Genomic DNA, 20,478 nt, shown 5'->3' with positions numbered 1-20,478 from the left:
CGTCAGGCCGCGCCGCCGTTGATCAGGGTGAAGAGGAACTCCGAGCCTTGCTCGGTGAGCTGCTCCCGCTCGCGCGGAGCACTGACGCCCGGCCGCCGCATGGGAATCGGGCGCTTGGGCTTGCGGCCCTTCCCGCTGGAATTGGCCAGGATGAGGATGTACTCCAGCTGCTGGAGCGAATCCGAGATGCCCGCGAGGAGCTGTTCCGCCATGGACCAGCGCCCTTCTTCGGGCTTGCCGTTGCGGGCCTGCTCCTCGTACTCCGCAGGTTCCAGGGCGTTCCGCAGGGCGGTCATGGTGGACGACTCGGGGGGCAGATGCTGGATCAGCACCCGGACCTGCCGCCAGGTCATCGCCCCGCGGTGCACGTCGAGCAGGTCCCGCTGGTAGTAGCGCCAGAGGTCGGCTTCTACCGCCTCCGCGTGGTCCTCGACGACGCCCTGGGTCCACTGGACTTTCCCAGGCTCTCCCCGCCTGCCTCGCTGGCGACCTCCATGAACTCGTTGACCTCGTCGTTCGTGGGATCAAGGTCGAGGTAGATGTCGTAGGAGTCGGGGCTGAGGATGTCCTCCATGAAGGCGTCGAAGTCGCCAACGCGCAGCTTGCGCATCGTCGACTGACGCCACGTGGGCGCAGGCGAGAACTCGACCTGCTTGCCGCAGAGCGGTGCTGTCACGTAGTGCCCGGCAGCCTCTGCCTCCTGGGCTCGGGCCTCTGCAGTCTCTGTGGGCTGGGTCTTCGTGCGACTGCGCGTGTTTGCAGCCATGGGCGCGGGCCTCCTTGGTGATGGCGCGGGCAGTGGGGATGAAGGACGGGCGGGCCGGGCCCGCGCCAGCAGAGAAGGCCCGCCCGTCCAGCTCAGGACGCCGGGTCGGTCGGCGTCAGCGGCAGCTTGTCCACGTGGTAGACGGTGTTGCCCGCCGCGTCCGGGTAGGTGGTGATGGTCCACTCGAAGCCGCTCATTTCGTCCTGCTTGTACGTGACGTCGGAGCGGTCGGAAATCTCCCCCTGCGGCACGTAGAAGCCGCGGGCGCTGCCACCGTCGAGAACGATGAACCAGAACGCACGGCGGTCAGGCACCGGGGACGCGGTCTCGGCGAACTTGGTGATGCCGTCGCCGTCGGGGGTCAGGTCGGCGTCGTCGAGCCGGTAGTGCAGCGACATGACCGGCTTGCGGCTGGTTTCCCAGACCGTGAGGCCGAACGTGCGGACGCTCTTGGTGATCTGGGTGCGGAACGGGCTGGTCAGACCCCACGGGGTGAACTCCTGGGAGTCCTCGTCCCAGCCGTTGACCAGGCCGTCGTCCGAGATCGCTCCCAGCGCCTGCCACGGGGACTGCGGCTGAGCGAGCGGCGAGGCTAGAGCCGGGGTGCCCACGGGGCTGACCCAGCCACCGCCGTTGGCGCCGACCATCGTGAGGTCCGCGGCGCGGGTGATGTTGACCATGATGTCTCCAGACATGGAAGAGCCCGCGCACGGGCGGGACGAAGGGCTGGCGCGGGCCCCACCGGTCAGGAGACCGGGTGACTGAAGAGCTCGTAGGTGCCGCCCACCCTGCGAAGGGCGGTGTTCTCGTAGGGGCGGGCGGCAGGGCGCGACACGGTGCCGAGCCGGCCGACCACGGCGGTGCTCGTCGTGCTGCCTCGCAGCTCTCCGAGCAGGGCGCCGTGGATCGTTGCTGCCAGCGCGATGGCCTGCGCGCGGGTGGAGTGATAGACGTCGATGTCGACGAGCGCACGGTCCAGCCGGAGCCCGTCGTCATCCCCGCCAACCACCGTCACCTGCACGGTGGGTAGCTCCGCCAAGAGGTTGTTGTCGAGCTCGTCGCGGACGACGACCCCGTCGCCGAGGCGCTGCTGCAGCCAGCCGATGACGAGGAGCTCGACGTCGACCGACCCGACCGCCGCCATCAGCGGCCACCCGCACGGGCCGCACGCAGCAGCACGTGATGGGCAGGGACGCGCTCGGTGCCGTACTCCACCCAGCGGGCGTAGTACGCGGTGTTCCGCACGACGGCAGTCGCACGGTCCCGGCGTCGGCCGCCACGAGCAGTCGAGGACACCTCGAAGCTGGCCTTGTAGTGCCCCGGGCTGCCACCCCAAGTGCCCGCGTACACAGGTGCGATGGCTACCGCGGTCGAGCGAATGACCTCCGCCCGGCGCACCATCTCCGCCTGAATCATGGGGCTCTTGAGGAGCTGCCCGACACCCCTCTTGGACATCCGGAATCGCGCGGGCATCATGGACCCCTTTCCACTCAAGGGGGACGTATGGACGTCAAGGGCGTAGTCGGCACCGTGAGCTTCGACGGCGAGTGGGTGACCATCACCAAGAAGCCCGTCGGCATGCAGGGGCGGGAGTATCGAATCCGTGCCGCCGACGTCACTGGCACCCGGCTGAAGCCCGCCACCAGGCTGATGCACGGCTACGTGCAGTTCGTGCTGCCCGGATCAGTGGCAGCCGGAGAGCAGAGCGGCTTCCTCCAGGGCGGAAGGCCGCACTACGACGACCCGCATAGCCTGTCCATCCCTCACCGGAGCAACGACGAGGCGGCCAAGCTCGTCGCCGCCGTCGAACAGGCACGGTCTACCCGGTAACCATGTCCGCCGCGAACTGCACTGGCCCCCGGGTCCCAGTGAATGGTGACTGACGCCAGTCGCCTGGCTCCCCGGTCACCTGGCACACCACGCCCCGGATCCGGGCCCGGTCGGTGGTGCGGACCACGCTGCCCGGCGGGGCGTACACGGTCCAACCCACGATGACCGTGTCTCGCTCCTGCTGCTGCGAGCCACCCACCGTGAGCGACTCCGCCCGCGGAGTGACCACGCAGCCGGGCAAGTCGAAGGACTGGTCCGGGCCCGGAAGCGGCTGCCCGCGCGGATCGCGCCCCGGGGAGGGGCCGGTCCGCAGGATGCGCACCGTCTCCCCGTACACGTAAGGGGCAGGCACTCAGACCCACCCCCAGCCGGGCTCGTACTGCAGCCCCGCACCGTAGGTGTCGTCGACCGGCCAGGTCGGTGACGGGTCGGCGGTCGCGGGTGTCGGATCAACCGTGAAGGCACCGCCCCGGCCAGCCAGCGACTTCAGGGCCGCCTTGTCGGCCTTGGTCAGGTACAGGCCACCGGACCCCGACGGCCGCTGGACGGACATCGGGCCGATCGTCTCGTAACTGACCTGCTGAGGGTTGACGTAGGCCCGCCCGGCAACGGACAGGACGACTGCGGTCGCCTGCTCCGGCAAGGGCTTGACCACGGACTGCGCGAGGGCGACAGCCTGCTGGATGAGCAGATCGGCGCGATCCCCCTGGATCTCCTCGGTCCCCAAGTACAGGGCGAGTTGCTCAGCGGTTGGAGCGATGAATGCCACGGCGTCCTCCTCAACTGACCAGGGACTCCACGGCGTCGCACCAGGCGGCGAGGTCGGCGGTCGGGTCGAGCTCCGCCGAGCGGGCCTTCGCCCGTTTCGCCGCGAGCCGGTACTCCGAGGGGGTCAGCAGCTTGCGGATGATCGTCTCGTAGCCATCGACGTCGTGGCGGTCGACGAAAACCCCCGCCTCCCCGAGCGACTCGCACAGCCCCGGGGTGGGGTGTGCGACCACGGGGATACCGGACGCCAGCGCCTCGACACCCACGCGCCCCCACGACTCGTAGGACGACGGCATCAACAGGACTTTCGTCCTGCTGTAAACGGCGTCCCGCATCTCGTGACCGCACATGTGGCCCACGACCTCGACGTTCGGCAAGCCAGGCACGACCTGCTCGCCGTAAGCGCCTAGCACTGCGAGGAACCGCACGTCAGGCATGCGAGCGGCGAGCTTCGAGAAGAGCTGGCCGCCCTTCTCTTCGTTGAGGTTGACCAGTGTGATGTGGGTGCCTGGCTTCGTCCGGTACTCGTCGGCGAACACCGGTGGCCGCACGACCACGTCCAGCCTGGGTTTCACGCCCTTGGGGTACTCGGCGAAGAACAGCTCCGCTTCCCGCTTCATCCACTGCGAGTTGTAGACCGCCAGGTCCGCGCCCTGTGCCATCTCCCGGAAGCTCTGCCTGTGGGTGTTGTGGCAGACCACGATGTGCGGTCTGCCGTACCCGCGGGCGAGTGCTCCTGCGGAGGGGACGTTCTCCAGGTGCGAGACCACGACGTCGCAGTTGCGGATCGCACTCCCCGCGTCGAGGCGGGCCTCCAGGGGAATGACCTTGACTCCGTCGAGTTCGTACTCGGCGGTGTCGGCGGTGTACCGCGACAGCCACACAGTGACCTCGTGCCCGCGCTCGACCAGGGCCCGGAACTGGCTGTGGACCATCCACTCGGCGCCGGCGTTATGGCGCGGCGGGTAGCCGTGCAGCCGGGCGACGATCCGCAGCGGTGCACGGCCATCCCCCACGCCCGGCATCAGGAGGAGCCGCCCGCAGCCAGGTACTTGACGAAGGCTTCGTCGTCACCGAGGACGAACCCGTAGTACGCCTCTGCGAGCAGGAGAACAAGGTTCTCCTGGAATGCCGAATGCACGCCGCCGTCCTCGTCGATGTACGTCGCCTCGGAGGAGATCTTGATGGTGATGTCCATGCCGACGCCGAACGCGGTCTGGGACCAGTCGCCGCCGATACCCCGCAGGCCAGTGTCGATGGTGCCTGTCTGGCGGCGCAGCTTTCCGGAGACCGACCGGGAGTAGGCCACCGGCTCACCAACGAGCGTGCCCGCGAGGGCCGCCCCGGTGCCCGGGGTCGTGGTGTCGACGAAGATCGGGCGGCCGGTGGTGTCGGTCGCGCCGAGCAGGGAGGGCTTCATCCGGTAGTCGAGGACGGTGCCGGTGTAGTCCCAGTCGTCGTCGATGATTTCCTTCTGGCCCTTGACCAGGTCGCCCCAGATGCCGCCAAGGCCCTGGGTGGTGGTGCCGATGGTCACGGACTTGGAGGTGTGCGCCAGGTAGTCCGGGAACGGGCCGGTAGCTCCCTTCATGCTCTTGCCGTGGATCGTCGCCCGGTCGAAGGCGCGGGCGAAAGCTGTAGGCAGGTCCTTCTGGAGCTGGGTCCACAGGCCGGCGGCGTTGGAGCGGGCGACCTCCATGGCCACCGGGATCAGAACGGCGATCTTCTTGCCGCTCATCGTCTTGACTTCCATACCGCCCGTGCTGAGCGGCTTGCGCCCGGCCTGCTCGACCCAGTCGGCGGTCGGCACATCCAGCGGGACAGGCACGGCGGTCTGGGCCGTCATGGACAGCGGGACGCGCCTGGCCAGCGACATCACCGCAGACTGCTCGACCGACTTTTCGAAGATCGGGCCGATCATGTCCGGCGGGAGGAAGATCGAGTTGAGGTCGGATGTCTTGATCGGATTCGTGTGAGCCATGGAGGGTTACCTCTCTCAGCGGCCCTTCAGGGCCTGTTCCATGATCGCGGCGAACTTCACGCCGGGATCGGATGACGAACGGTTGCCATTGCCCGAGGAACCCTGAGTGCGGTCCGGCCTCGGCGAGCGCGGACCTTCGTCCGGGAGAGCCCAGTGCGGCTTTCGCTTTAACAGAGCTGCCAGATCGGCCTTGATCGCGTCGACGTCGATCGCCCCGGCCTCGTCCACGTAGATGGATGGATCCAGAGCCCCGGCGGCGTCCGAGGGATCAGCAAACGAAGTGGCGGCGAGAGCCTCGACCTTCGCGGCCACCGCAGTGCGCACCGCCTTCGCGGCGCGCTCCTCGGCCGCGTTCAGCTGCTCGCTGAGCCGCTCCTGCTCGGACTTCTGCGCGTCCTCCAGCTCCTTCGCCTTACGGGCGAGGGGCTCCAGTTCCTTCAGGCGCTCACGCAGGCTCTTGGCCTCCGAGTTCGCCTTCTTGATCTTGGCTTCGGCGCGCGCCCGGTCGAACGGCTCCTCGGTGACCTCCGCCTCCGGGGCGGAATCGGTCTCCTGCGACTGCTCGTCGACCTGCTCGGTCTCTGTCTCTTCGGGCATGACGGTGTCGCCCTCCAGGGGCTGAGAAAGGCCACCACCAGGGCGGCCATGGGTGGGTCAGGAAGAGGACGGCAGCGGGTTGCTGTCGTGCTCGGCGAGAGCCCGCCGGAAGCGGCGGAGCTGGTCGCCCGAGTGGCCCTGCGCGTACTCGCGGTACAGGCGGTCCCACTCAGCTGCGTGCGGGGAAAGCTCAAACTGCTGCCCCCGGAAAACCGGGATGATCGCGCAATGGCAGTTGTCGTGGAACTTCACGACCGAAGCGTCACCGGTGAACCGCTCGTCGGCGTCCCTGCCTGCGGTACGGGCGCTCTTATAGACGGCGCCACGGGTGGCCATCAACTTGCAGAAAGAGCAGGCCCCCAGAGCTGCTGCCCGCGCATAGGCGACCGCCTCACGGTCCCGCGCGACGGCCTTACGCATGGTCGCTCGGCCCTGATCGGCCACCAGTTTCTGCACGGCAGCCTCGGCGCGGACCTGCGCCTGGCCGACCCGAAGGTCGAGTGGCACCTCCGAGTCGGTCTGCCACAGGTCCGCCACCGCCCACCGCAGGCTCTTGTCCACCTGCTCGTCCGGCAGCGGGTCGGAGGGATGGGGGTCGAAAACGCCCCGCACGCCCGAGGCATCGCGCTCGCGGGAGTACGACTCCGACGCCACCGACGCTGACGCCGCCCCGTACTGGTCCACCAAGGCCCGCACCGCCGTCATCCACAACGGCACCGAATCCTGCAGCCGTTCCGGGTCAATCAGACGACGCAGCCCTCGCAGATCCCGCACAAGGAGCCGCGTCAGCAGAGACTGCCGTGCCCGAAGCCGAGCAGCGACAGGCGACGCGTCAGAGATCCGCGTCGGCATCGTCGGCCTCCGGCTCCTCGGCGGGCGGCGCCTCCTGGGCTCCCGCCTGCGTCAACTGAGCCAGCAGAGCGGCGCCCTGCGCCCTCCGGCGGTCTGCGGCAACCCGGCGGCGCTGGTCCTCCGACAGGCCAGCCATCTCCAGGAGCACGTCACTGTCGGCCGGGACGATGCCCGCCTGCGCCAGCTTCACCGCAGCGTCCGTCTGAGCGGCCAGCGTCGGCGTCGCCGGATTGCGCCACACCGTCTCGATGCGACGCGCCTTATCCGGAGGGGTGCCGTCGCGCACCCACAGCGCCAGCCGCATCGCGTCCCGGTGCGTGGCACCGAAGCGCTTGATACGGCGCTCCGCCTTCTTCACCAGCATCGCCTCGGAGCTGCGGATTGCGTCCGCCGAGGCGGGGTTGTCGCTGGTGTAGCCGAGCATGTGCGGCGGCAGCCCGAGCTGAGTGGCCATGATCCGGGCGTACAGATCGATGATTTTCGTCTGACCGGACGGGTCATGGGCGGTGAACTGGCCAACCGTCGGAACCTGGCCGTCCTCGTCCCGCTCCAGAGCCAGGACACGGCCGATGTACGTCTCCCAGGCGCTCTTGGTATTCCCCTCCGCGTCCTGGAACGCCGACTCGGAAGCACCCAGGATGTACCTCTGCGGCGCACCGTAGAACTCGGCCGCCACCTCGATACCCATCAGACGTCGGCACGCCGCATCCGTGATGGACATGACCTCGGGAGTGATCTCCGACTTGCCGATCCGGTCCGCAGTTCGCTGCCGGTTCGCCATCCGCAGCACCGGCACCATACCCATACGGTGGACGTCACGGTCTACGATCTCCCAGCCGTTGTTCGCCTCGACGGCCAGGACCGTCTGATCCGGCAGGTACAGAGTCACCAGACGCTCGTCAGGGCCGAGACCGTAGCCGAACCGGTCCTGGGACTCCCGCAGCGCCGACGTCGCCATCCGCAGCCGCGCATCCCACGACAGAGTCATGTCCTGGGGCGACTCATAGGTGATGAGCGGAGGCGAGTCGCCCTCGCTGGAGCCCACCGTCACGTACTCGCGGCCATAGGTCAGCGCATCCAAGTGGGCCAGAGACGACTCGTCGTAGAGGTCGTTCGCCTCCGCGATCTCGTCGAGGTCAGAGCCGTCAGAGCCGTCCGCCCACCGGAACGCCTCCAGGTCAAGGCGCTGCTCCAGAGCCTCCACGCCGATCCGCGGCCAGCCGATGACCGTATGCAAGCCCTTCAACTGGGGAGGGATCGAGATCCCCAAATCCCGGACCAGCTGCTCGCCGTTGAAGTAGGCATCCAGCAGGTCCAACTTGAAGCGCTGCTCCAGCAGGTCGGTGCGGAGCATGGTCAGGAGCTGCAGCTCATCGTCCGACAGGCCGATCAGCGGGAGGGTGGGAGTCGTCATCGGAGGACCACCACCCTTCCGGAGCTGCGCTTCTTCTTGCCGAGGCCCTTGGATACTGCGTCGACCCGGCACTGCCAGGCCAGAACTGCGGCCACAGCCGCGTCGATCTTGCGGGGTGACTCGGGATGATCCTTGGCGATCTGGATGCCCGAACGCGACTCCCGACGGCGGGCGTTGAGAACGTGCCGGGTGAGGACACTCGATCCGTCGTGCGACAGTTCGCCGTCGACGACCGAGGAGCGGAACTTCTCCAGCGCGCGCACGATCAAGTTGGACCGCCCGCCCGTCATCCACCACTCGATCGGATGCTGCAAGGTCGACTTCACTCTCAGCCGGCGACCGTGCTTCGCCTCCCACGTGGCAATGTGTGACTCCCACTTCGCGGGGTCCGCGTACATCCCCACCACCCGGTAGCGCTTGAAGGCATCCTCGACAGCCGCGAGTACCTCGAACGTCGGAACTTGCCAGTCCTTCCCGAACAAGCCCTCCGGCTGCTCCCAGCAGCCGAGAAGGAACAGATGGCCGTCCGAGACCCGGCAGCCGACCAGGGCGGTCGCGTCAGTGACGCTGTGCGAACGGCGGCGGGACCCGTCGAAGCCGAGAACGATCTCGTCGCGATCGCCGACCACCACATCCGCGGCGGCGACCGACGCCCACTCGGGCTGGCTGATCCAGCCGTCCGTCGCATGCGTCACCTGATTCAGGTAGTAGCGGCGGGCGTCCTGGGGGTCGGTGTCGGGATCCCAGTACTCGGCCAGGAGGCGGCGCAGGTTGACCCAGCCGCCGTTGACGTCGGCCGATCCCCCGTATACCTCCGCAAGCCCGGCGAGGAGGGACTGCTCGTCCGCCGGGTCGGTCTCCGGCGGCGCCTCCCGGTGGTCGAACAGCAGGCCCTCGTCGAGCTTCAACTTGCCCTGCTGCTGCTTCGTCCAGGCTTCGAAGGACCGCTCCGCCACCGAGCCCTCGCCCGGAATGAAGGCGTTGGGAGTCTCGACGGAACAGCCGTTGACCTTGCCGAGGTTGCGGCGGATCGTCGCGGCGAGCTTTCGGCCCCCGTTGGTCGGGATCCACGACTCGGTCTGGTCCATGGCTGAGAAAACCGGACGGAAGCCCTCGCGGGACGTCCCGGAGCTGGTGACGAACTCGACCCGCCCGCGCGGCACGTCGACGAAGGACTCCATCGGCAGGATGTCGTAGTTCTCGCCGACAGGCCCGTTGCGGGCCATCTCCAGAAGCGGATCCCAGGTGTTCGCGGTCTGATCCTCGGAAACCGCGACGATCTGGACCTTGGCCTTGAAGCCCAGCGTCGTCCACTCGCGGCCGACAGGCTCGCCCTCCGCGTCCCAGCCGTCAGGGACCACAGGTGCGAGGGCCTCGGCGAGACACAAGGCGGCAACCAGGGGGCTCTTGGCTTGCCCCAGCCTTTCGGCCGGGAGAGCACCGCCCTCCTGATGCGGCGCCCGTTGTTCAGGGCCCGCCCGTCGATCGCAGGGCCCCGGAACCGCGGGTCGATCGCATACAGCTGCAGGACGAACATCGCCTGCTCGTCGGTGAACTCCAGAGGGTCGCCGGCCGCCGGACCGTCCGGGACGATCAGGTTTTCATAGATCCACCCGAGCACCTGATGGCCGAGGGTCGGGATCTCACCGGGGTAGGAAGGGCCACGCCAGGGCATGTGATCACCCCTCGGCCTCGTCATCCGTACCGGGCTTGATCACCCGAAGCTTCGCGTACCGTGCGCGGGCCGCGTCGGCACCCGACGAACCCTTGCCGCCATCCGCCTCGTCAGCCTCGGCGAACGCCATGCGCAGGCGGGCCCGGTCCTCCATCGTCGCCCCGTGCTTCGCCACGCGAAGCCGAAGTTCCGCGGCCTGCGAGGTGTCACCCCGCCAGTAGCGGGCGTGGATCAGTGCGGTGTCCAGGAGGAAGTCCCAGTCGGTACTGGAGAAGTGCTCCGCCTGCGGCGAGCGCTTCCACATCTCCCACCAGTCGGCCGTGCGGGACGGCCAGCGGAACTCAACGAGTTCCCCGTCGACTTCGACCTGGAAGTCCGGCAGTTCCGGCGCCTCGGCGCGCTCGAACCGCAGAACGGTGTGCGGCACGGGTTCCTTGTTCGCACGCGCCCGCCTCGACGGGTCCTTCGGCTGGGGGCCTCGGCCGGCCACGGCCATCACCCCCTTCCAGAGCTACGTCAGCGTGAGGAGTACCTCGGAGAGGTCAGCCAGTCCGCTCGGGGCGTTGCCCCAGGTGTTTCCGGTCACGGCGATGTACCTGCGGTCTCCGTAGACCTCCAGGCCGGTGCCGCCCGGCATCTTGATGCGGCGGCCCTGCTGGAGGCTGCCGTGCCCCCAGATGTGGAGCCCTGTTCCGGACTGGCTCACCTCGATGAACGTGTCCGGCAGGGTGGCGACGAACTCGGCGGCCCATGGGGTGAGCGTCCCGTTCTGGTCGAGGACGTGGTCCAAGTCGATGCACAGGACGTTGTCGGCGACGGTGAGGACGTAGCCCAGACCGACGCCGGCCGAACTGCGGGCCGCCGATGCGTAGTCGGACCAGGACGAGGGGTCGGTGACGGATGCGAACCGTGAGTCCGTGCGCAGAGGAACCTTCCGAGCGCTCCAGCGCACCCACCGGTCCCGCACCCGCAGTTCGGCCGGGATCGGGTCAACGTCAGCGCGTTGACGGCGGCGAGCCCGGTACGCCTTGGCCTCGCAGGACCGCGAGCAGTGCCGCCGGTCGGACCGGTGGATCACCGGGAGCGGGCTGGCGCAGACGGCGCAGGTCAGTGTGGGCATGCACCCCATTCTAGGGGGTGGGTGTGTAGGCTACAAGGCTTTGACCTGCGAGAACGAGCGATCTGACGGATGTGAACTGCATGAGTGGTCTAGACCGGGAGTGCATCGCCGCAGGTCAGCGGATCCCCAGACCCGTAGGTCTCCTTGGCGCCTATACGTCCCCGATCCGCATAACCGCAGGTCAGGGCTATATCCCCAGGTCAGGCCACTGCTGACCAGCCCTCGACAAGATCGCGCTTGACGCTGTTGCAGTAGAAGTGAGCGGTCTTCAAGTTACCCTCGCTGTGCGGTCCACCTCGCGCAAGCGGCATAACGTGATCAAGGACTGGTGCTGCAAGGTCTGGTACGACAGCGTCGCGATCGACTGGGTCACCGCATATATGGCATGTCCACGCATCCCGCTCATACACCCGCCAACGGGACACGCTACCGACCGCAGCGCCAGCTATGCGGGCCCGTCGGCGATCCTCCTGAGCCCTGCTGCTGCATCGGTGCGAGCAGTACGAAGCGCCCATGCCTGCCCTTTTGGCGATGTACCAGTCACCGCACCTCAGACACTTCCCGCTGATCCATACACGCGCAATGGCTGGCGTGCGGTCAGCACCATAACGAGCGTCATAGAAGCAGGCGTGCGAACAGTAGCGGGCTGTGCCCTTAGCGGCGTTCGCTTCCTCCCCGCAGTGAGCACAAGTGATCCGGTGCCCCTTGGGTCGGGGCTTGTCGTACTGCCGACTGTGATAGCTGCCATGCTCGGCCTTGTAGCGCCTCTGAAACTCACGCTGCCGCTCGTTGACGTACTGCCGCTTGCACTCGGGGTCTCCGCACTGAACGCGGCGCGGGTTGGTCATGAGCGTGCCGCAGTAGGGGCAGGGGTTCATGTCTGTCTCCAGGGCATGCGAAAGGCCCGATGCCTGGAGACATCGGGCCCTTCTTCCTGCGGGAGCTACCCGCAGGCGTCTTCGGTTGTGGTGTTCGGCACTGCCGTCAATCGGCGGCGTCGGCCTCGTCGATGCGGGTGATGGTCGCGCCTGCGTGGGAGGGCAGTGCGACGCATGCTCCGTGCTGGTCGGTGAGCACTGCCCAGCCCTGCGCGATGGTGAGCTCCAGCTGCTCGTCCTCGACGAGTACGTCCTCGCCCTGCCCCTTGGGGTAGGTGATCAGGTAGCGGGTCATGGCCTACTCCCTCAGCCCGGGGTGCTGCTCGGCCGGCCGTGCGCGTCCAGGCCGCGGGTTCGCGCGCTGGGCTGCGTTCCCCTCGGCGCTGCTCTTCTGATCGTGGCAGGGGCCACACACGCCTTGAAGGCCAGCCTCGCTGTGGTCATCGGCCTTGGCCACAATGTGGTCGCAGAACCTGGACGGCCTCACGTTGCAGATCTTGCACACCGGATCGCGCGCCAGGATTCGGGCCCGGATCTTTGACCAGCCCGACGGCAGCCGGGCCTTGCGGTCCGAGCCTTTCCATCCGCCACTCAAGACGGGTGCTCTCGCCCAGTGGCGCCGATGAGCGCGTCCATCATGGCGTCCCAGTTCTTCTCAACCTGGCGGGCAACCTGGTCATTGACCGCACCGAGCATGTACGCCTCGACCGCAGCAGCTTGGTCGCGTATCTCAATGGGCACCAGGTCGAGGGCTGGCTGGAGACACCCTGATTCGGAGGAGTGCTCGTCCTCGTGGCGTCGAAGGACGATGAGTAGATCCCATACCCAGTTGGGCAGTTCGGCGGCAGCCATGGCGCGGGCTCCTTGTCTCAGTCGTTGAGCGCCCGCCGGATCCCCTCTTCGAGGGTGACCTGCGGGTCGTAGAACGCGAGCATCCGCTTCGGGTCGCACACCCTGTGGTGCACGCCTTGCGGTGCGGCGCTGAGGTGCTGGATGCGCGGGCTGTATCCGGCGGCCTGGGTGACGTAGCCGGCCAGCTCGTCGAAGCTGGTCGCCCTGCCCCAGCCGAGATTCACCGGCCCGGTGACTTCCTGCTCAACGGCCGCGAGCGTGGCGCCGACGAGGTCGTCGATGTGGATCCAGTCCCGCGTCGAACTGCCGTCGCCCCACACCTCGAAAGGGTCCTGCCTCGCCTTGGCACGGGCGATGAACGCCGGGAACGGGTAGCAATCCGCCTGGTCGCTGCCGTACCCGGAGAACGGCCGCAGCACCGTCATCTTCGTGCCCTCGGCCTCTACGTACTGACAGAGCTGCTCACCTGTCAGCTTGGCGAGTCCGTAGGTCGCGTCAGGCCGACCAGGCTGCTCGTAGTCGATGTCGCCCTCGACGAGCCGGTGAACCTCACCAGGCTGCTGGAGGGCGACCGGGTAGGCGGCCGAGGAACTGAAGTACACGGCGCGCGGAATGTAGCTGCGCGCCAGCCACCGCATGTACCAGGAGTCGAGCGCCAGGTTCGTGGCGACGCCGAGCGGGCTGCCGTCGATGGAGGCCCGGCCCCCGACAATCGCAGCGCAGTGAATGGCGAGGTCGTAGACGTCGGTGCTGTAGCGGAAGAGGTCAAGGGCGTCGGAGTGCAGGGGATCGAGCTCTATGCCGTGGACGTCCCAACCACGCGCCTCCATCGCGGCCTGTAGATGCCTGCCGACGAATCCACGGTTGCCTGTGAGGAGAACGTCCATCACGCCTCCTCGTCCGCGTCAGAGTCCGACCCGCACGGGCAGGGTTCGAAGCTGGGGCATTCGCAGGGCAGTCCGTAGCTGTCGAGCCCGCCGCAGCCGCCTGCTTGATGGTCATCGACGTCGTGGTGACAGGTGCACCTGGTGGACGTCACGTCCTGACCGCCCTGTACACGCCCCACGGCAGTTCGCTGTCGACCGGCTCCAGGCCGAGGTCTCGACAGACGTCGGCCTGCTGCTCGCGGGACCAGGTGGTGACGCCAATCCACGAGTCGGCTTCAGCCGGCTGATCGGAGACGGGCCAGTCGAGGACAAGAACGCCGCCGAGCTTGGTCGCGGCCCGCAGCTTCCCGACGGTGTCGAGGCAGTCCGCGTAGCTGTGGTGGATAAGGACGGCCAGGCAGTAGACGGCGTCCATGCGCCGGCGGCCGAGGTGGGCGGCGATGCCGTCTGCCGCAGCGTGTACGGCGGTGACGCCGGTGGTGCGTTCGATGAGCCTGTCCAGCATGCGCTGCGACGAATCGACCGCGGTGACCTCGTAGCCGAGTCCGGCCATGGGGATGGCGACGCGGCCGTCCCCGCACCCGAAGTCCAGCACCTTGGCGCCAGCCGGGATGACCGTGGCGAGCATCGCCGCCTGCTCTTCCCCGGAACCCCAGTAGGCGCGCTCGGAGACGCCGCGCAGCGGATGGATCGCTTCGGGGCTGGCCTGATCCCAGGCTGCGATCACCGATTCGGCGGTCACACTGCCTCCTCGACGAGCTGTCGCAGCTTGGCGAGGTCGGCTTCGAGTGCCCCGCCGTCCCGGTATTCGTAGTAGGCGGCGGAGTCGGCGGTGACCATGGCGTCTCCGTTGACCTCTTCGTATCCGGCGTCCAGTTCGGCCTTGCCATTCGCCGGGTGGAGGTGCTCGATCACCATGTCGTCCAGGTACGTGATGCGCCCCATGCCCCTGCCCCAGTCGACCCAGCACAGATCAACGCAGAGATGGACCATGCTGGGTGGCGCCATGTAGCCGAGCGTGGCGACGATGTCGGACGTCATGGCGACGGCGGTGGCCATGGCTTCGCCCTGCAGCAGGTCGTTGCCGTAGACGATGCCGGGCCCGCCGGAGAGGCAGATGCGGATGCGCTCGTCCCAGCCAGCCGAGCGGGGCCGGTGGTCGTCACCCATGAACGCCAGGAAGCGGTAGCCCTTGGCCGCCTTGGCCGCCTGCTGGTTGAGGGTGCCGACGAGCCGCCGACGCTTGCCGTAGGTAAACCGGAAGCGGTCGTCGCCCTTTAGTGCCGCCTGGTGCTTCTTGTACTCGGCGAGCTCGGGGTCGTCGGTGTCGACGGCGAACAGCAGGTCGGCGGTAGCTCCTGTGTCGTCCCACGCCTGAACGAGGGCGGGAACACTGGCGGGCCTGCCGCGGGTGGGGATGATGACGAGCAGGTCGTCGGCCATGGCGCGGGCTCCGATGTGATCAGTAGACGGTGACGGTGCCGGCCCGGTAGATGGGCGTCTCGGTTCCGGCTGCGAACTGAATCCACACGCTGTACTCGCCCGCGGCGAGCGTGACGACGCCGCCTACGGGTCCGATGAGGATGCGGGCTCGTGGTGTCGCCCACTCACCGGTGAGCCAGTCACCTGGTGCGGGATTGGCGGCAGTGAGAAGGAACGCGAACTTCGGCGGCGTGGGCGTGGGAACGCTGGCGCCGGCCACCTTCGCGACGGCGGTGACGTGCACGAACTCGGTGGATGTAGCTGCTATTTCCACGGCGTGCTCACCGCCCATCCGCTCCGCGGGGCGCCGACGTGTACGTCAACGTCGCTCAGGTCGGCACCCGCAGCAACCGCGTTGGCATCGACCTCGCCGAGTGCCGATGCTGTCGCTGTGGCGACAACTCGGGAAGTCGCGGCGGCGTCGGACTCCGCGACGGCCGCTGCGCTGCCTACGGCCACGTAAATGCCGGTCGCCGTCGCCGCACTTTCTGCCGTCGCCGCTGCGGTTCCCGTGTAGACCGCCCCGTTCGACAACGTATTCACGTTGTCGTATTCAGCGAAGTCCGAGGTCCCAGCGTCGCGGTGGCAGAAGAGGTCGAGCGCGAGCGTATCGACCGCGCTGGCGACCCAGGCTGGTGTTGCCAGCGTCCGCCGGTTGGTCCACGTCGTTCCGTCGGGGCTGGTGTCCCACAGGATGTTCCCGGCGGTTTCCGTGATCCGCAGCCACTTGTGGGTGGTCCCGTTGTACGTGATGTCAACGGACGCGGGGTCGTAGTAGCCGACCTCGCTCTTGCATCGGAGCAACCCGCCAACAGCATTGATCACGAACCCGAGCCGTGTACCAGCCGTCCCGGAGAGGATCATCATGCAGGCGATGGCCTCGGTCGTCGCCGTGGACAGGGCGGGGACAATAGGGATCTGTAGGTAGACGCTGCTGCTGGCGAGCGTGTACGCGTACCCGGTCTGGTAGCCCGCGTACCCGGTGGTGCACGGGACGCGGGCCCGGCCTCCCGTTTCGGTGACTCCGCCGTAGGCGTTGCCCCAGTCCGGACCCGTGATGTTGTCGTTGAAGTTGTCGATCAAGGCCCCGATGAGCGGCATACATCAACCTCCTAGGAGATCGCGATCGTCAGCCCGCCCGCGAGGATCTTGAACTCATCGCCCACCAGCATCGTTCGGCTGGCGGCCAGGGTCACGTAGACGGATCGCACGGGCGACCCTGCTGAGTCCCAGATCTCGGCTCCGACGACGGTGCAGGCTGGCATGCCTGTCCAGACCAGGTCGGCGCTGTTCGAGGTCGCCCCATTCACCGCGGCCGGCGAGGTGAGGTTCTTGCGGACGTAGCTGCCGCCAGTCACTTCAGTCCCTGCTGCGGAGTCGGATCCGACAGCGGTGACGAGGGCTACCTTGAGCGGCGTCGTCGGGGCGGTGGTTGCGTTACCCATGAGGAAGTCGAGGGCACGGTTCTCGGCAGTGTTCGTGAGGTTGTCGGCCATGGACGCCTCCCTACGTCGTGGTGCTGTCGGTGATCAGCCCCAGTGTGTGGAGCGCGGTCAGGAGGCTGGCGAGTGCGCTGCCGTCGGTGCGGCTGCCGGTGACGGTCTGCCGGGAGACGGTGGGCATGCCGTGGAAGCCGAGCTTGTCGCCAGTGCCGTCGAGGGTGTGCTTGTACGCCACGTTGACGCTGCTGGTCTGCACGGCCGTGAGGAACGCGGTGCCCTGCTCGACGGCGGCGAGACGGGTGAGGAGATCGCCGAGGTAGCCGTCGAGTGCGGTCACGTTGCCGTTCGTCGCGGCGAGCGCGGCAAGGGTGGCGAACACGCTGTTCGCCCATGCCCGGTCGCCGTGCGGGTCCGCAGCGCCCGAGTGGGTGGTGATGGCGGCGTCGGTGTAATCCTCGGCCTCAGCGTTACTGCCGTCCGCTCCTGCAGGCCCTGTGGGACCTTGGGGTCCGGTAGCCCCGGTCGGTCCCGCCGGCCCTGCGGGACCGGCTGATCCCGTCTCGCCAGTGGGCCCTTGTGGTCCCTGGCTGCCGGTGTCGCCCTTAGGCCCTGCGGCTCCGGTGGCACCGGTCGCACCTACGGGCCCGGTTGCACCGGTCGCTCCGACCTGGCCTGTTGTACCCGCCGGGCCGGGTTCGCCGGTGTCGCCCTTGGGCCCTGCAGGGCCTGTTGCGCCTGCGGGTCCGGTCGCACCGGGCGGGCCCTGGGAGCCGGTCGCGCCGGTGGGGCCTTGCGGTCCGGGCGGGCCTGCCGCGACGAGGTACTCGCCGGTCTTGGGTTCGGTGGGCGCCAGGTCGGTCAGCTCGACCGTCGAGTTCCCGGCGGGCAGTTCGATCGGGTAGCTGCGGCCGGGGGTGTCGTACCAGCGCTCGGTGACCCGGTACGTCCAGCCGACGGGCTGGATGTCGGGGTCGTCGGTGGCGAGCAGGGTGACAGTCAGGGCTCCGTCGACGAGTTGGGCGTCGACGTCGCCGAGGACGATCGTGCCGTGCGTCGCCGAGGTCAGCACCCGCGGCTCAGGCTTGAAGGTGATCCGGCCGACGTAGGGGCGCCCATCCGGATACCGGTATGTGCAGGTGACGGTGACGGTCGACAGGCCAGCGGGCAGCGGCATCGTCACCTCCGCCAGGGTGTGGGGTCCGCTCCGGCCCGAGGAGCCATGGGTGCCGGGCCGGAGCGGTTCCTGCGGCCGGATGAGCCACCGGCGGCAGGAGTGTTCAGGGAGCGCCGCCGTTCCGGATTCGAACCGGTACTGGCCAGCTGTGGATGACGGCCTTCATCTGCCGGCGACGTCCCCGTCTGTAGGTGTCCGCCGCCTGACCCCGGGCAGGGGGGCGGCGGACGTCGGGGCTGTCCTGGGGGACGGGAACCCCGAGTCGGGGGGTCAGGCGGCGCGGGCGCCTTCGGGAAGTGGCGGCGGTTCGGCGAGCATGACTTCGCCGGTCCATTCGTCGGTGGCCTTGCCCTGCATCTCGCGCAGGTCGTAACGGACTTGCTTGCCGGTGCCGTACCTGCTGATGCGGCCTTCGGAGGCCCACCGCCAGATGGTCCCGACGGACCGGCCCGTGTAGGCAGCAGCGTCGGACGCAGTGACGAGCTGAGGGTTCGGCACGCGATCACCCCCGGAAACGACAAAAGGCCACCCGGTTGCGGGTGGCCCTAGCGACAGAAGTTCCAGATGAGCAGATCATGACTTCGGTGCTGGTGGACTGTCAAGCCAGCCTGGAAGATTCAGAGCAAACCATTCAGCATTCATTCACGAAGTAACTGGCAGCCTTCCCGCCAGGTCCCGCGCCAACTGTCCCGCCAGAAAGGCGTCCTCACCGTCGCTCCCCCCAAGGACCAGCAGCAGCCGGACCGCCTCCCGCGCCTCCTCGATGGTGACCAGCGGCAACCGATCCTCCACCCCGGGGATCGCGTAGTCAGGGGCGTCCACTTCAAAGAGGTCATCCATGCCGTGGACAACGGCGTGCGCGGCGACCCGGTTACGATCACAGCGGTGCCCCTGACCGCTTACCTCGGCCAGGGGCACCTTGCATGCAGGGCCGGTCAGGCGTCGACGATGTCGTTGACGAGGCCGGTGGCGGAAATCGAGACGACGCTGCTGCACTCGGGGCATGTGTAGTCACGCCCTCCTCGAACGCCGTCCGTGGCCTCCATGTCGTCGCAGCAGACCGGGGTGTCGTTGATGTCGGTGTCGTCGCCGGGCGACAGTTCGTGTCCGTAGCTGGTGGTGGGCACGGCTTCTCCTTCTACCGGTAGGCGGGGCCGTCGTACTCGACGGCGTAGATCTGTGCGGCGGGGTTTTCCTGCTGTGTGCGGAGTACGTCGGTGACGAGTGCGTCGATGCTGTTCGTTGAGTTGAAGCTGAGGAGCTTCCTGGTGCGGCGGTCGAACAGCCGGTAGTGGATCTCGGTGTGAGTCCTTTCGCGCACGGACAGGGGCTTGCCGTTCCAGATGTCGGGTGTTGGCATAGCTGGTCCTCCTCGGTCGACGATGACGTCAGCGCTTGGCGAGCGGCACGGTCCGGTTCGCTTCGTACAGCGCGACCCCTTCGCTGCCGTCGGTGGTCCTCGTCGCGAACCGCTCCATGACCTCGGCGGTAATCTCGCGGCATCGCTCGTCGTCTCCAGCCTGACGAGCCTCGATGTAGGCGTCGACGCTCTTGTACTTGCTCATGGTGGTTCCCTTTCTCGGGAGGTCAGTTGGGATTATTGTTGGTCTTGGCCCACACGCCACTGATCGGCATGTGGACAGTGCGCAGGCCGATCACCCTCGGCGCTTCACCTGGGTTTCCAGTAAGTGCCAGGGGAACGGCTCGCGCTCCATGTGCACGCCGAAGGTCCTGATCCAGTACCAACGGAACGGGAACTCTCGGACGCTCGCGCCGAGCTGCATAAGTGCGACCGCCCGGTGGTGCCCGTCGGCGACATACAGGTCGTGGTAGCGGTCGTCGACGCCCACGATGATTGGCTCCTTCAGTCCGTGCGCGGGGATGGACTCGACGAGTTCCGCAATGAGTTCCCGATCACGGGGGCGGCGGGCGAACCGGGCGTGCGCGTCACGCCACCGGCGGTACTCGGTCGGCTGGATGCAGTGGTCACCGAGGTGCCTGGTGGGCATACGGCCGGTCCACGGGCTCACGGCTATACCTCCCTGTTGTCGGTCTTCGCCCACACGCCGCGGGTGCTGGTGTGGACGGTGCGCTGGTCGACATGCCCGTTGTAGTGGTGGTGCACCTCCGGATCCGGCTTCGCTCCCCGCAGCAGCTTGGCGACGGCCAGGATCGGTACGGCGAGCGCGGCCGGCGCCGCGACGACCATCCCGATGACCGTCGGGTCCGCCTGCCCCGACGCCAGCATCAGCAGCGCGGCCACCAGCCCCGGCGGCACCGTCGCCACCCCGCAGTACAGGGCGGTCCGCCCGATGTCCGTCTGCTGCTGCGACATCGGCGGATGGCCGGGCTGCGGGACGGGCGGGGCGCTGCCGACGGCGGGCAGGGGGCTGTCGTCCCGGTGGGACGTCGGGGTCGCCATCGCCTCCTCGATAGCGGCCAGCAGCTTGCGGGCGGACTCGTCGGCCTGGGCTGTCCGCTGCCCGTCGGGGGCGGCGGGGTGCTGGGACCGCTCGGGCAGCGGACTGGGCATGGTGCAGGCTCCTCGATGGACGTGGTCAGGGATAGATGACGCCGGTGTTGTCGCAGGCGTCGCAGCCTTCGCCGCCGCACCTGCACTGGGTGATCCCGGCCGTGGGGCTGGTATTGGTCGACGGGGCGGCGGGCAGGTGATCGCGCATCCACTCGGGGTGATTCGGGTTCCAGTCGGGACGTTCGTTGTTCGGCATGAAGGTCTCCCTTTTGTTGTTGTTTGTCCCG

34 protein-coding genes are annotated in these 20,478 nt (G+C 68.0%); 2 read left to right on the top strand and 32 right to left on the bottom strand.

What is annotated here, in order from left to right; translation table 11 throughout:
• Window positions 1-2: 2 nt before the first annotated feature.
• The 5 genes from OG897_RS13685 to OG897_RS13665 all read right to left on the bottom strand — a co-directional run bounded on the left by OG897_RS13685 (window position 3) and on the right by OG897_RS13665 (window position 2,242).
• Window positions 3-353 (bottom strand): hypothetical protein, encoded by a 351-nt coding sequence (locus tag OG897_RS13685; protein ID WP_266656133.1) that lies wholly within the window; start codon window positions 351-353, stop codon window positions 3-5.
• 56 nt (window positions 354-409) lie between these two features.
• Window positions 410-676 (bottom strand): hypothetical protein, encoded by a 267-nt coding sequence (locus OG897_RS13680; RefSeq protein WP_266656131.1) that lies wholly within the window; start codon window positions 674-676, stop codon window positions 410-412.
• Between the two features lie 182 nt (window positions 677-858).
• Complete coding sequence (locus OG897_RS13675) at window positions 859-1,461, bottom strand: phage tail protein (protein ID WP_266656129.1); 603 nt, start codon at window positions 1,459-1,461, stop codon at window positions 859-861.
• Between the two features lie 50 nt (window positions 1,462-1,511).
• Complete coding sequence (locus OG897_RS13670; protein ID WP_266656127.1) at window positions 1,512-1,910, bottom strand: hypothetical protein; 399 nt, start codon at window positions 1,908-1,910, stop codon at window positions 1,512-1,514.
• A complete protein-coding gene (locus tag OG897_RS13665) occupies window positions 1,910-2,242 on the bottom strand; it encodes an HK97 gp10 family phage protein (protein ID WP_266656125.1) in 333 nt (110 codons plus the stop codon). Before OG897_RS13665 ends, OG897_RS13670 begins: the two co-directional genes overlap by 1 nt.
• A 27-nt stretch (window positions 2,243-2,269) precedes the next feature.
• Here OG897_RS13665 and OG897_RS13660 point away from each other — a divergent pair, with 27 nt between their 5' ends.
• Entirely contained in the window at window positions 2,270-2,596 is a 327-nt protein-coding gene (locus OG897_RS13660) for a DUF4429 domain-containing protein (protein WP_266656123.1), read from the top strand.
• A 200-nt stretch (window positions 2,597-2,796) separates the two neighbouring features.
• Window positions 2,797-2,937, top strand: coding sequence for a hypothetical protein (locus tag OG897_RS13655; RefSeq protein WP_266656121.1), 141 nt, complete (start codon window positions 2,797-2,799; stop codon window positions 2,935-2,937).
• Between the two features lie 11 nt (window positions 2,938-2,948).
• Here the strand turns inward: OG897_RS13655 and OG897_RS13650 are convergent, their stop codons facing one another.
• From OG897_RS13650 to OG897_RS13525, 27 genes are all read right to left on the bottom strand, one after another.
• Window positions 2,949-3,365 carry a hypothetical protein gene (locus OG897_RS13650; RefSeq protein ID WP_266656119.1) on the bottom strand — a complete coding sequence of 139 codons (417 nt, stop codon included), beginning with the start codon at window positions 3,363-3,365 and terminating at the stop codon, window positions 2,949-2,951.
• A gap of 10 nt (window positions 3,366-3,375) precedes the next feature.
• Complete coding sequence (locus OG897_RS13645; protein WP_266656117.1) at window positions 3,376-4,389, bottom strand: glycosyltransferase family 4 protein; 1,014 nt, start codon at window positions 4,387-4,389, stop codon at window positions 3,376-3,378.
• Window positions 4,389-5,345: a phage major capsid protein gene (locus tag OG897_RS13640; RefSeq protein WP_266656115.1), complete on the bottom strand. Its 957-nt coding sequence runs from the start codon at window positions 5,343-5,345 to the stop codon at window positions 4,389-4,391. Before OG897_RS13640 ends, OG897_RS13645 begins: the two co-directional genes overlap by 1 nt.
• A 15-nt stretch (window positions 5,346-5,360) precedes the next feature.
• Window positions 5,361-5,942 (bottom strand): hypothetical protein, encoded by a 582-nt coding sequence (locus OG897_RS13635; protein ID WP_266656113.1) that lies wholly within the window; start codon window positions 5,940-5,942, stop codon window positions 5,361-5,363.
• A 57-nt stretch (window positions 5,943-5,999) separates the two neighbouring features.
• Window positions 6,000-6,794, bottom strand: a complete 795-nt coding sequence (locus tag OG897_RS13630) for a hypothetical protein (RefSeq protein ID WP_266656111.1) — start codon at window positions 6,792-6,794, stop codon at window positions 6,000-6,002.
• Window positions 6,775-8,208, bottom strand: a complete 1,434-nt coding sequence (locus tag OG897_RS13625; protein WP_266656109.1) for a phage portal protein — start codon at window positions 8,206-8,208, stop codon at window positions 6,775-6,777. Before OG897_RS13625 ends, OG897_RS13630 begins: the two co-directional genes overlap by 20 nt.
• Window positions 8,205-9,569: a terminase gene (locus OG897_RS13620; RefSeq protein WP_266656107.1), complete on the bottom strand. Its 1,365-nt coding sequence runs from the start codon at window positions 9,567-9,569 to the stop codon at window positions 8,205-8,207. Before OG897_RS13620 ends, OG897_RS13625 begins: the two co-directional genes overlap by 4 nt.
• Before the next feature lie 318 nt (window positions 9,570-9,887).
• Complete coding sequence (locus OG897_RS13615; protein WP_266656105.1) at window positions 9,888-10,310, bottom strand: hypothetical protein; 423 nt, start codon at window positions 10,308-10,310, stop codon at window positions 9,888-9,890.
• A gap of 84 nt (window positions 10,311-10,394) precedes the next feature.
• Entirely contained in the window at window positions 10,395-11,003 is a 609-nt protein-coding gene (locus OG897_RS13610; RefSeq protein ID WP_266656104.1) for a DNA primase, read from the bottom strand.
• Window positions 11,004-11,203: 200 nt separating this feature from the next.
• The gene (locus tag OG897_RS41015; RefSeq protein ID WP_353963754.1) at window positions 11,204-11,518 is read right to left on the bottom strand and encodes an HNH endonuclease signature motif containing protein; all 315 of its coding nucleotides are present in this window, start codon (window positions 11,516-11,518) and stop codon (window positions 11,204-11,206) included.
• A gap of 469 nt (window positions 11,519-11,987) precedes the next feature.
• Entirely contained in the window at window positions 11,988-12,176 is a 189-nt protein-coding gene (locus OG897_RS13605) for a hypothetical protein (RefSeq protein WP_266656103.1), read from the bottom strand.
• A 296-nt stretch (window positions 12,177-12,472) separates the two neighbouring features.
• Window positions 12,473-12,733 carry a hypothetical protein gene (locus OG897_RS13600; protein ID WP_266656102.1) on the bottom strand — a complete coding sequence of 87 codons (261 nt, stop codon included), beginning with the start codon at window positions 12,731-12,733 and terminating at the stop codon, window positions 12,473-12,475.
• 17 nt (window positions 12,734-12,750) lie between these two features.
• Window positions 12,751-13,620 carry an NAD-dependent epimerase/dehydratase family protein gene (locus tag OG897_RS13595; protein ID WP_266656101.1) on the bottom strand — a complete coding sequence of 290 codons (870 nt, stop codon included), beginning with the start codon at window positions 13,618-13,620 and terminating at the stop codon, window positions 12,751-12,753.
• Window positions 13,621-13,768: 148 nt separating this feature from the next.
• Entirely contained in the window at window positions 13,769-14,362 is a 594-nt protein-coding gene (locus tag OG897_RS13590; RefSeq protein ID WP_266656100.1) for a bifunctional 2-polyprenyl-6-hydroxyphenol methylase/3-demethylubiquinol 3-O-methyltransferase UbiG, read from the bottom strand.
• A complete protein-coding gene (locus OG897_RS13585; RefSeq protein ID WP_266656099.1) occupies window positions 14,359-15,063 on the bottom strand; it encodes a glycosyltransferase family 2 protein in 705 nt (234 codons plus the stop codon). Before OG897_RS13585 ends, OG897_RS13590 begins: the two co-directional genes overlap by 4 nt.
• A 19-nt stretch (window positions 15,064-15,082) precedes the next feature.
• Entirely contained in the window at window positions 15,083-15,376 is a 294-nt protein-coding gene (locus OG897_RS13580; protein ID WP_266656098.1) for a hypothetical protein, read from the bottom strand.
• Window positions 15,367-16,203: a hypothetical protein gene (locus OG897_RS13575; RefSeq protein ID WP_266656097.1), complete on the bottom strand. Its 837-nt coding sequence runs from the start codon at window positions 16,201-16,203 to the stop codon at window positions 15,367-15,369. Before OG897_RS13575 ends, OG897_RS13580 begins: the two co-directional genes overlap by 10 nt.
• An 11-nt stretch (window positions 16,204-16,214) precedes the next feature.
• Complete coding sequence (locus OG897_RS13570) at window positions 16,215-16,598, bottom strand: hypothetical protein (RefSeq protein ID WP_266656096.1); 384 nt, start codon at window positions 16,596-16,598, stop codon at window positions 16,215-16,217.
• 10 nt (window positions 16,599-16,608) lie between these two features.
• Window positions 16,609-17,718 carry a hypothetical protein gene (locus tag OG897_RS40815; protein WP_323188040.1) on the bottom strand — a complete coding sequence of 370 codons (1,110 nt, stop codon included), beginning with the start codon at window positions 17,716-17,718 and terminating at the stop codon, window positions 16,609-16,611.
• Window positions 17,719-17,988: 270 nt separating this feature from the next.
• Window positions 17,989-18,216, bottom strand: a complete 228-nt coding sequence (locus OG897_RS13560) for a helix-turn-helix domain-containing protein (RefSeq protein WP_266656095.1) — start codon at window positions 18,214-18,216, stop codon at window positions 17,989-17,991.
• 144 nt (window positions 18,217-18,360) lie between these two features.
• Window positions 18,361-18,558 (bottom strand): hypothetical protein, encoded by a 198-nt coding sequence (locus tag OG897_RS13555; RefSeq protein WP_266656094.1) that lies wholly within the window; start codon window positions 18,556-18,558, stop codon window positions 18,361-18,363.
• A 95-nt stretch (window positions 18,559-18,653) separates the two neighbouring features.
• A complete protein-coding gene (locus OG897_RS13550; RefSeq protein WP_266656092.1) occupies window positions 18,654-18,845 on the bottom strand; it encodes a hypothetical protein in 192 nt (63 codons plus the stop codon).
• A gap of 11 nt (window positions 18,846-18,856) precedes the next feature.
• Window positions 18,857-19,078, bottom strand: a complete 222-nt coding sequence (locus OG897_RS13545; protein WP_266656091.1) for a hypothetical protein — start codon at window positions 19,076-19,078, stop codon at window positions 18,857-18,859.
• 28 nt (window positions 19,079-19,106) lie between these two features.
• Complete coding sequence (locus OG897_RS13540) at window positions 19,107-19,283, bottom strand: hypothetical protein (protein WP_266656090.1); 177 nt, start codon at window positions 19,281-19,283, stop codon at window positions 19,107-19,109.
• Window positions 19,284-19,373: 90 nt separating this feature from the next.
• Window positions 19,374-19,748: a ParB/RepB/Spo0J family partition protein gene (locus OG897_RS13535; protein WP_266656089.1), complete on the bottom strand. Its 375-nt coding sequence runs from the start codon at window positions 19,746-19,748 to the stop codon at window positions 19,374-19,376.
• 2 nt (window positions 19,749-19,750) lie between these two features.
• Window positions 19,751-20,251 (bottom strand): hypothetical protein, encoded by a 501-nt coding sequence (locus OG897_RS13530; RefSeq protein WP_266656088.1) that lies wholly within the window; start codon window positions 20,249-20,251, stop codon window positions 19,751-19,753.
• 25 nt (window positions 20,252-20,276) lie between these two features.
• Window positions 20,277-20,447, bottom strand: coding sequence for a hypothetical protein (locus OG897_RS13525; protein WP_266656086.1), 171 nt, complete (start codon window positions 20,445-20,447; stop codon window positions 20,277-20,279).
• Window positions 20,448-20,478: the final 31 nt, after the last annotated feature.

Source organism: Streptomyces sp. NBC_00237 (assembly GCF_026342435.1).
GTDB lineage: Bacteria > Actinomycetota > Actinomycetes > Streptomycetales > Streptomycetaceae > Streptomyces.
The sequence above is the reverse complement of the archived record's forward strand: the minus strand, read 5'-3'. Positions and strand labels throughout refer to the sequence as shown.

Bases quoted from the DNA above. Each gene is read 5' to 3' on its own strand.
- OG897_RS13685 (WP_266656133.1), bottom strand. From the start codon at position 353: ATGACCTGGCGGCAGGTCCGGGTGCTGATCCAGCATCTGCCCCCCGAG.
- OG897_RS13675 (WP_266656129.1), bottom strand. From the start codon at position 1,461: ATGTCTGGAGACATCATGGTCAACATCACCCGCGCCGCGGACCTCACG.
- OG897_RS13670 (WP_266656127.1), bottom strand. From the start codon at position 1,910: ATGGCGGCGGTCGGGTCGGTCGACGTCGAGCTCCTCGTCATCGGCTGG.
- OG897_RS13665 (WP_266656125.1), bottom strand. From the start codon at position 2,242: ATGATGCCCGCGCGATTCCGGATGTCCAAGAGGGGTGTCGGGCAGCTC.
- OG897_RS13660 (WP_266656123.1), top strand. From the start codon at position 2,270: ATGGACGTCAAGGGCGTAGTCGGCACCGTGAGCTTCGACGGCGAGTGG.
- OG897_RS13645 (WP_266656117.1), bottom strand. From the start codon at position 4,389: ATGCCGGGCGTGGGGGATGGCCGTGCACCGCTGCGGATCGTCGCCCGG.
- OG897_RS13640 (WP_266656115.1), bottom strand. From the start codon at position 5,345: ATGGCTCACACGAATCCGATCAAGACATCCGACCTCAACTCGATCTTC.
- OG897_RS13635 (WP_266656113.1), bottom strand. From the start codon at position 5,942: ATGCCCGAAGAGACAGAGACCGAGCAGGTCGACGAGCAGTCGCAGGAG.
- OG897_RS13630 (WP_266656111.1), bottom strand. From the start codon at position 6,794: ATGCCGACGCGGATCTCTGACGCGTCGCCTGTCGCTGCTCGGCTTCGG.
- OG897_RS13625 (WP_266656109.1), bottom strand. From the start codon at position 8,208: ATGACGACTCCCACCCTCCCGCTGATCGGCCTGTCGGACGATGAGCTG.
- OG897_RS13610 (WP_266656104.1), bottom strand. From the start codon at position 11,003: ATGCCCACACTGACCTGCGCCGTCTGCGCCAGCCCGCTCCCGGTGATC.
- OG897_RS41015 (WP_353963754.1), bottom strand. From the start codon at position 11,518: ATGGGCGCTTCGTACTGCTCGCACCGATGCAGCAGCAGGGCTCAGGAG.
- OG897_RS13605 (WP_266656103.1), bottom strand. From the start codon at position 12,176: ATGACCCGCTACCTGATCACCTACCCCAAGGGGCAGGGCGAGGACGTA.
- OG897_RS13600 (WP_266656102.1), bottom strand. From the start codon at position 12,733: ATGGCTGCCGCCGAACTGCCCAACTGGGTATGGGATCTACTCATCGTC.
- OG897_RS13595 (WP_266656101.1), bottom strand. From the start codon at position 13,620: ATGGACGTTCTCCTCACAGGCAACCGTGGATTCGTCGGCAGGCATCTA.
- OG897_RS13585 (WP_266656099.1), bottom strand. From the start codon at position 15,063: ATGGCCGACGACCTGCTCGTCATCATCCCCACCCGCGGCAGGCCCGCC.
- OG897_RS13575 (WP_266656097.1), bottom strand. From the start codon at position 16,203: ATGCCGCTCATCGGGGCCTTGATCGACAACTTCAACGACAACATCACG.
- OG897_RS13570 (WP_266656096.1), bottom strand. From the start codon at position 16,598: ATGGCCGACAACCTCACGAACACTGCCGAGAACCGTGCCCTCGACTTC.
- OG897_RS40815 (WP_323188040.1), bottom strand. From the start codon at position 17,718: ATGCCGCTGCCCGCTGGCCTGTCGACCGTCACCGTCACCTGCACATAC.
- OG897_RS13555 (WP_266656094.1), bottom strand. From the start codon at position 18,558: ATGGATGACCTCTTTGAAGTGGACGCCCCTGACTACGCGATCCCCGGG.
- OG897_RS13545 (WP_266656091.1), bottom strand. From the start codon at position 19,078: ATGCCAACACCCGACATCTGGAACGGCAAGCCCCTGTCCGTGCGCGAA.
- OG897_RS13540 (WP_266656090.1), bottom strand. From the start codon at position 19,283: ATGAGCAAGTACAAGAGCGTCGACGCCTACATCGAGGCTCGTCAGGCT.
- OG897_RS13530 (WP_266656088.1), bottom strand. From the start codon at position 20,251: ATGCCCAGTCCGCTGCCCGAGCGGTCCCAGCACCCCGCCGCCCCCGAC.
- OG897_RS13525 (WP_266656086.1), bottom strand. From the start codon at position 20,447: ATGCCGAACAACGAACGTCCCGACTGGAACCCGAATCACCCCGAGTGG.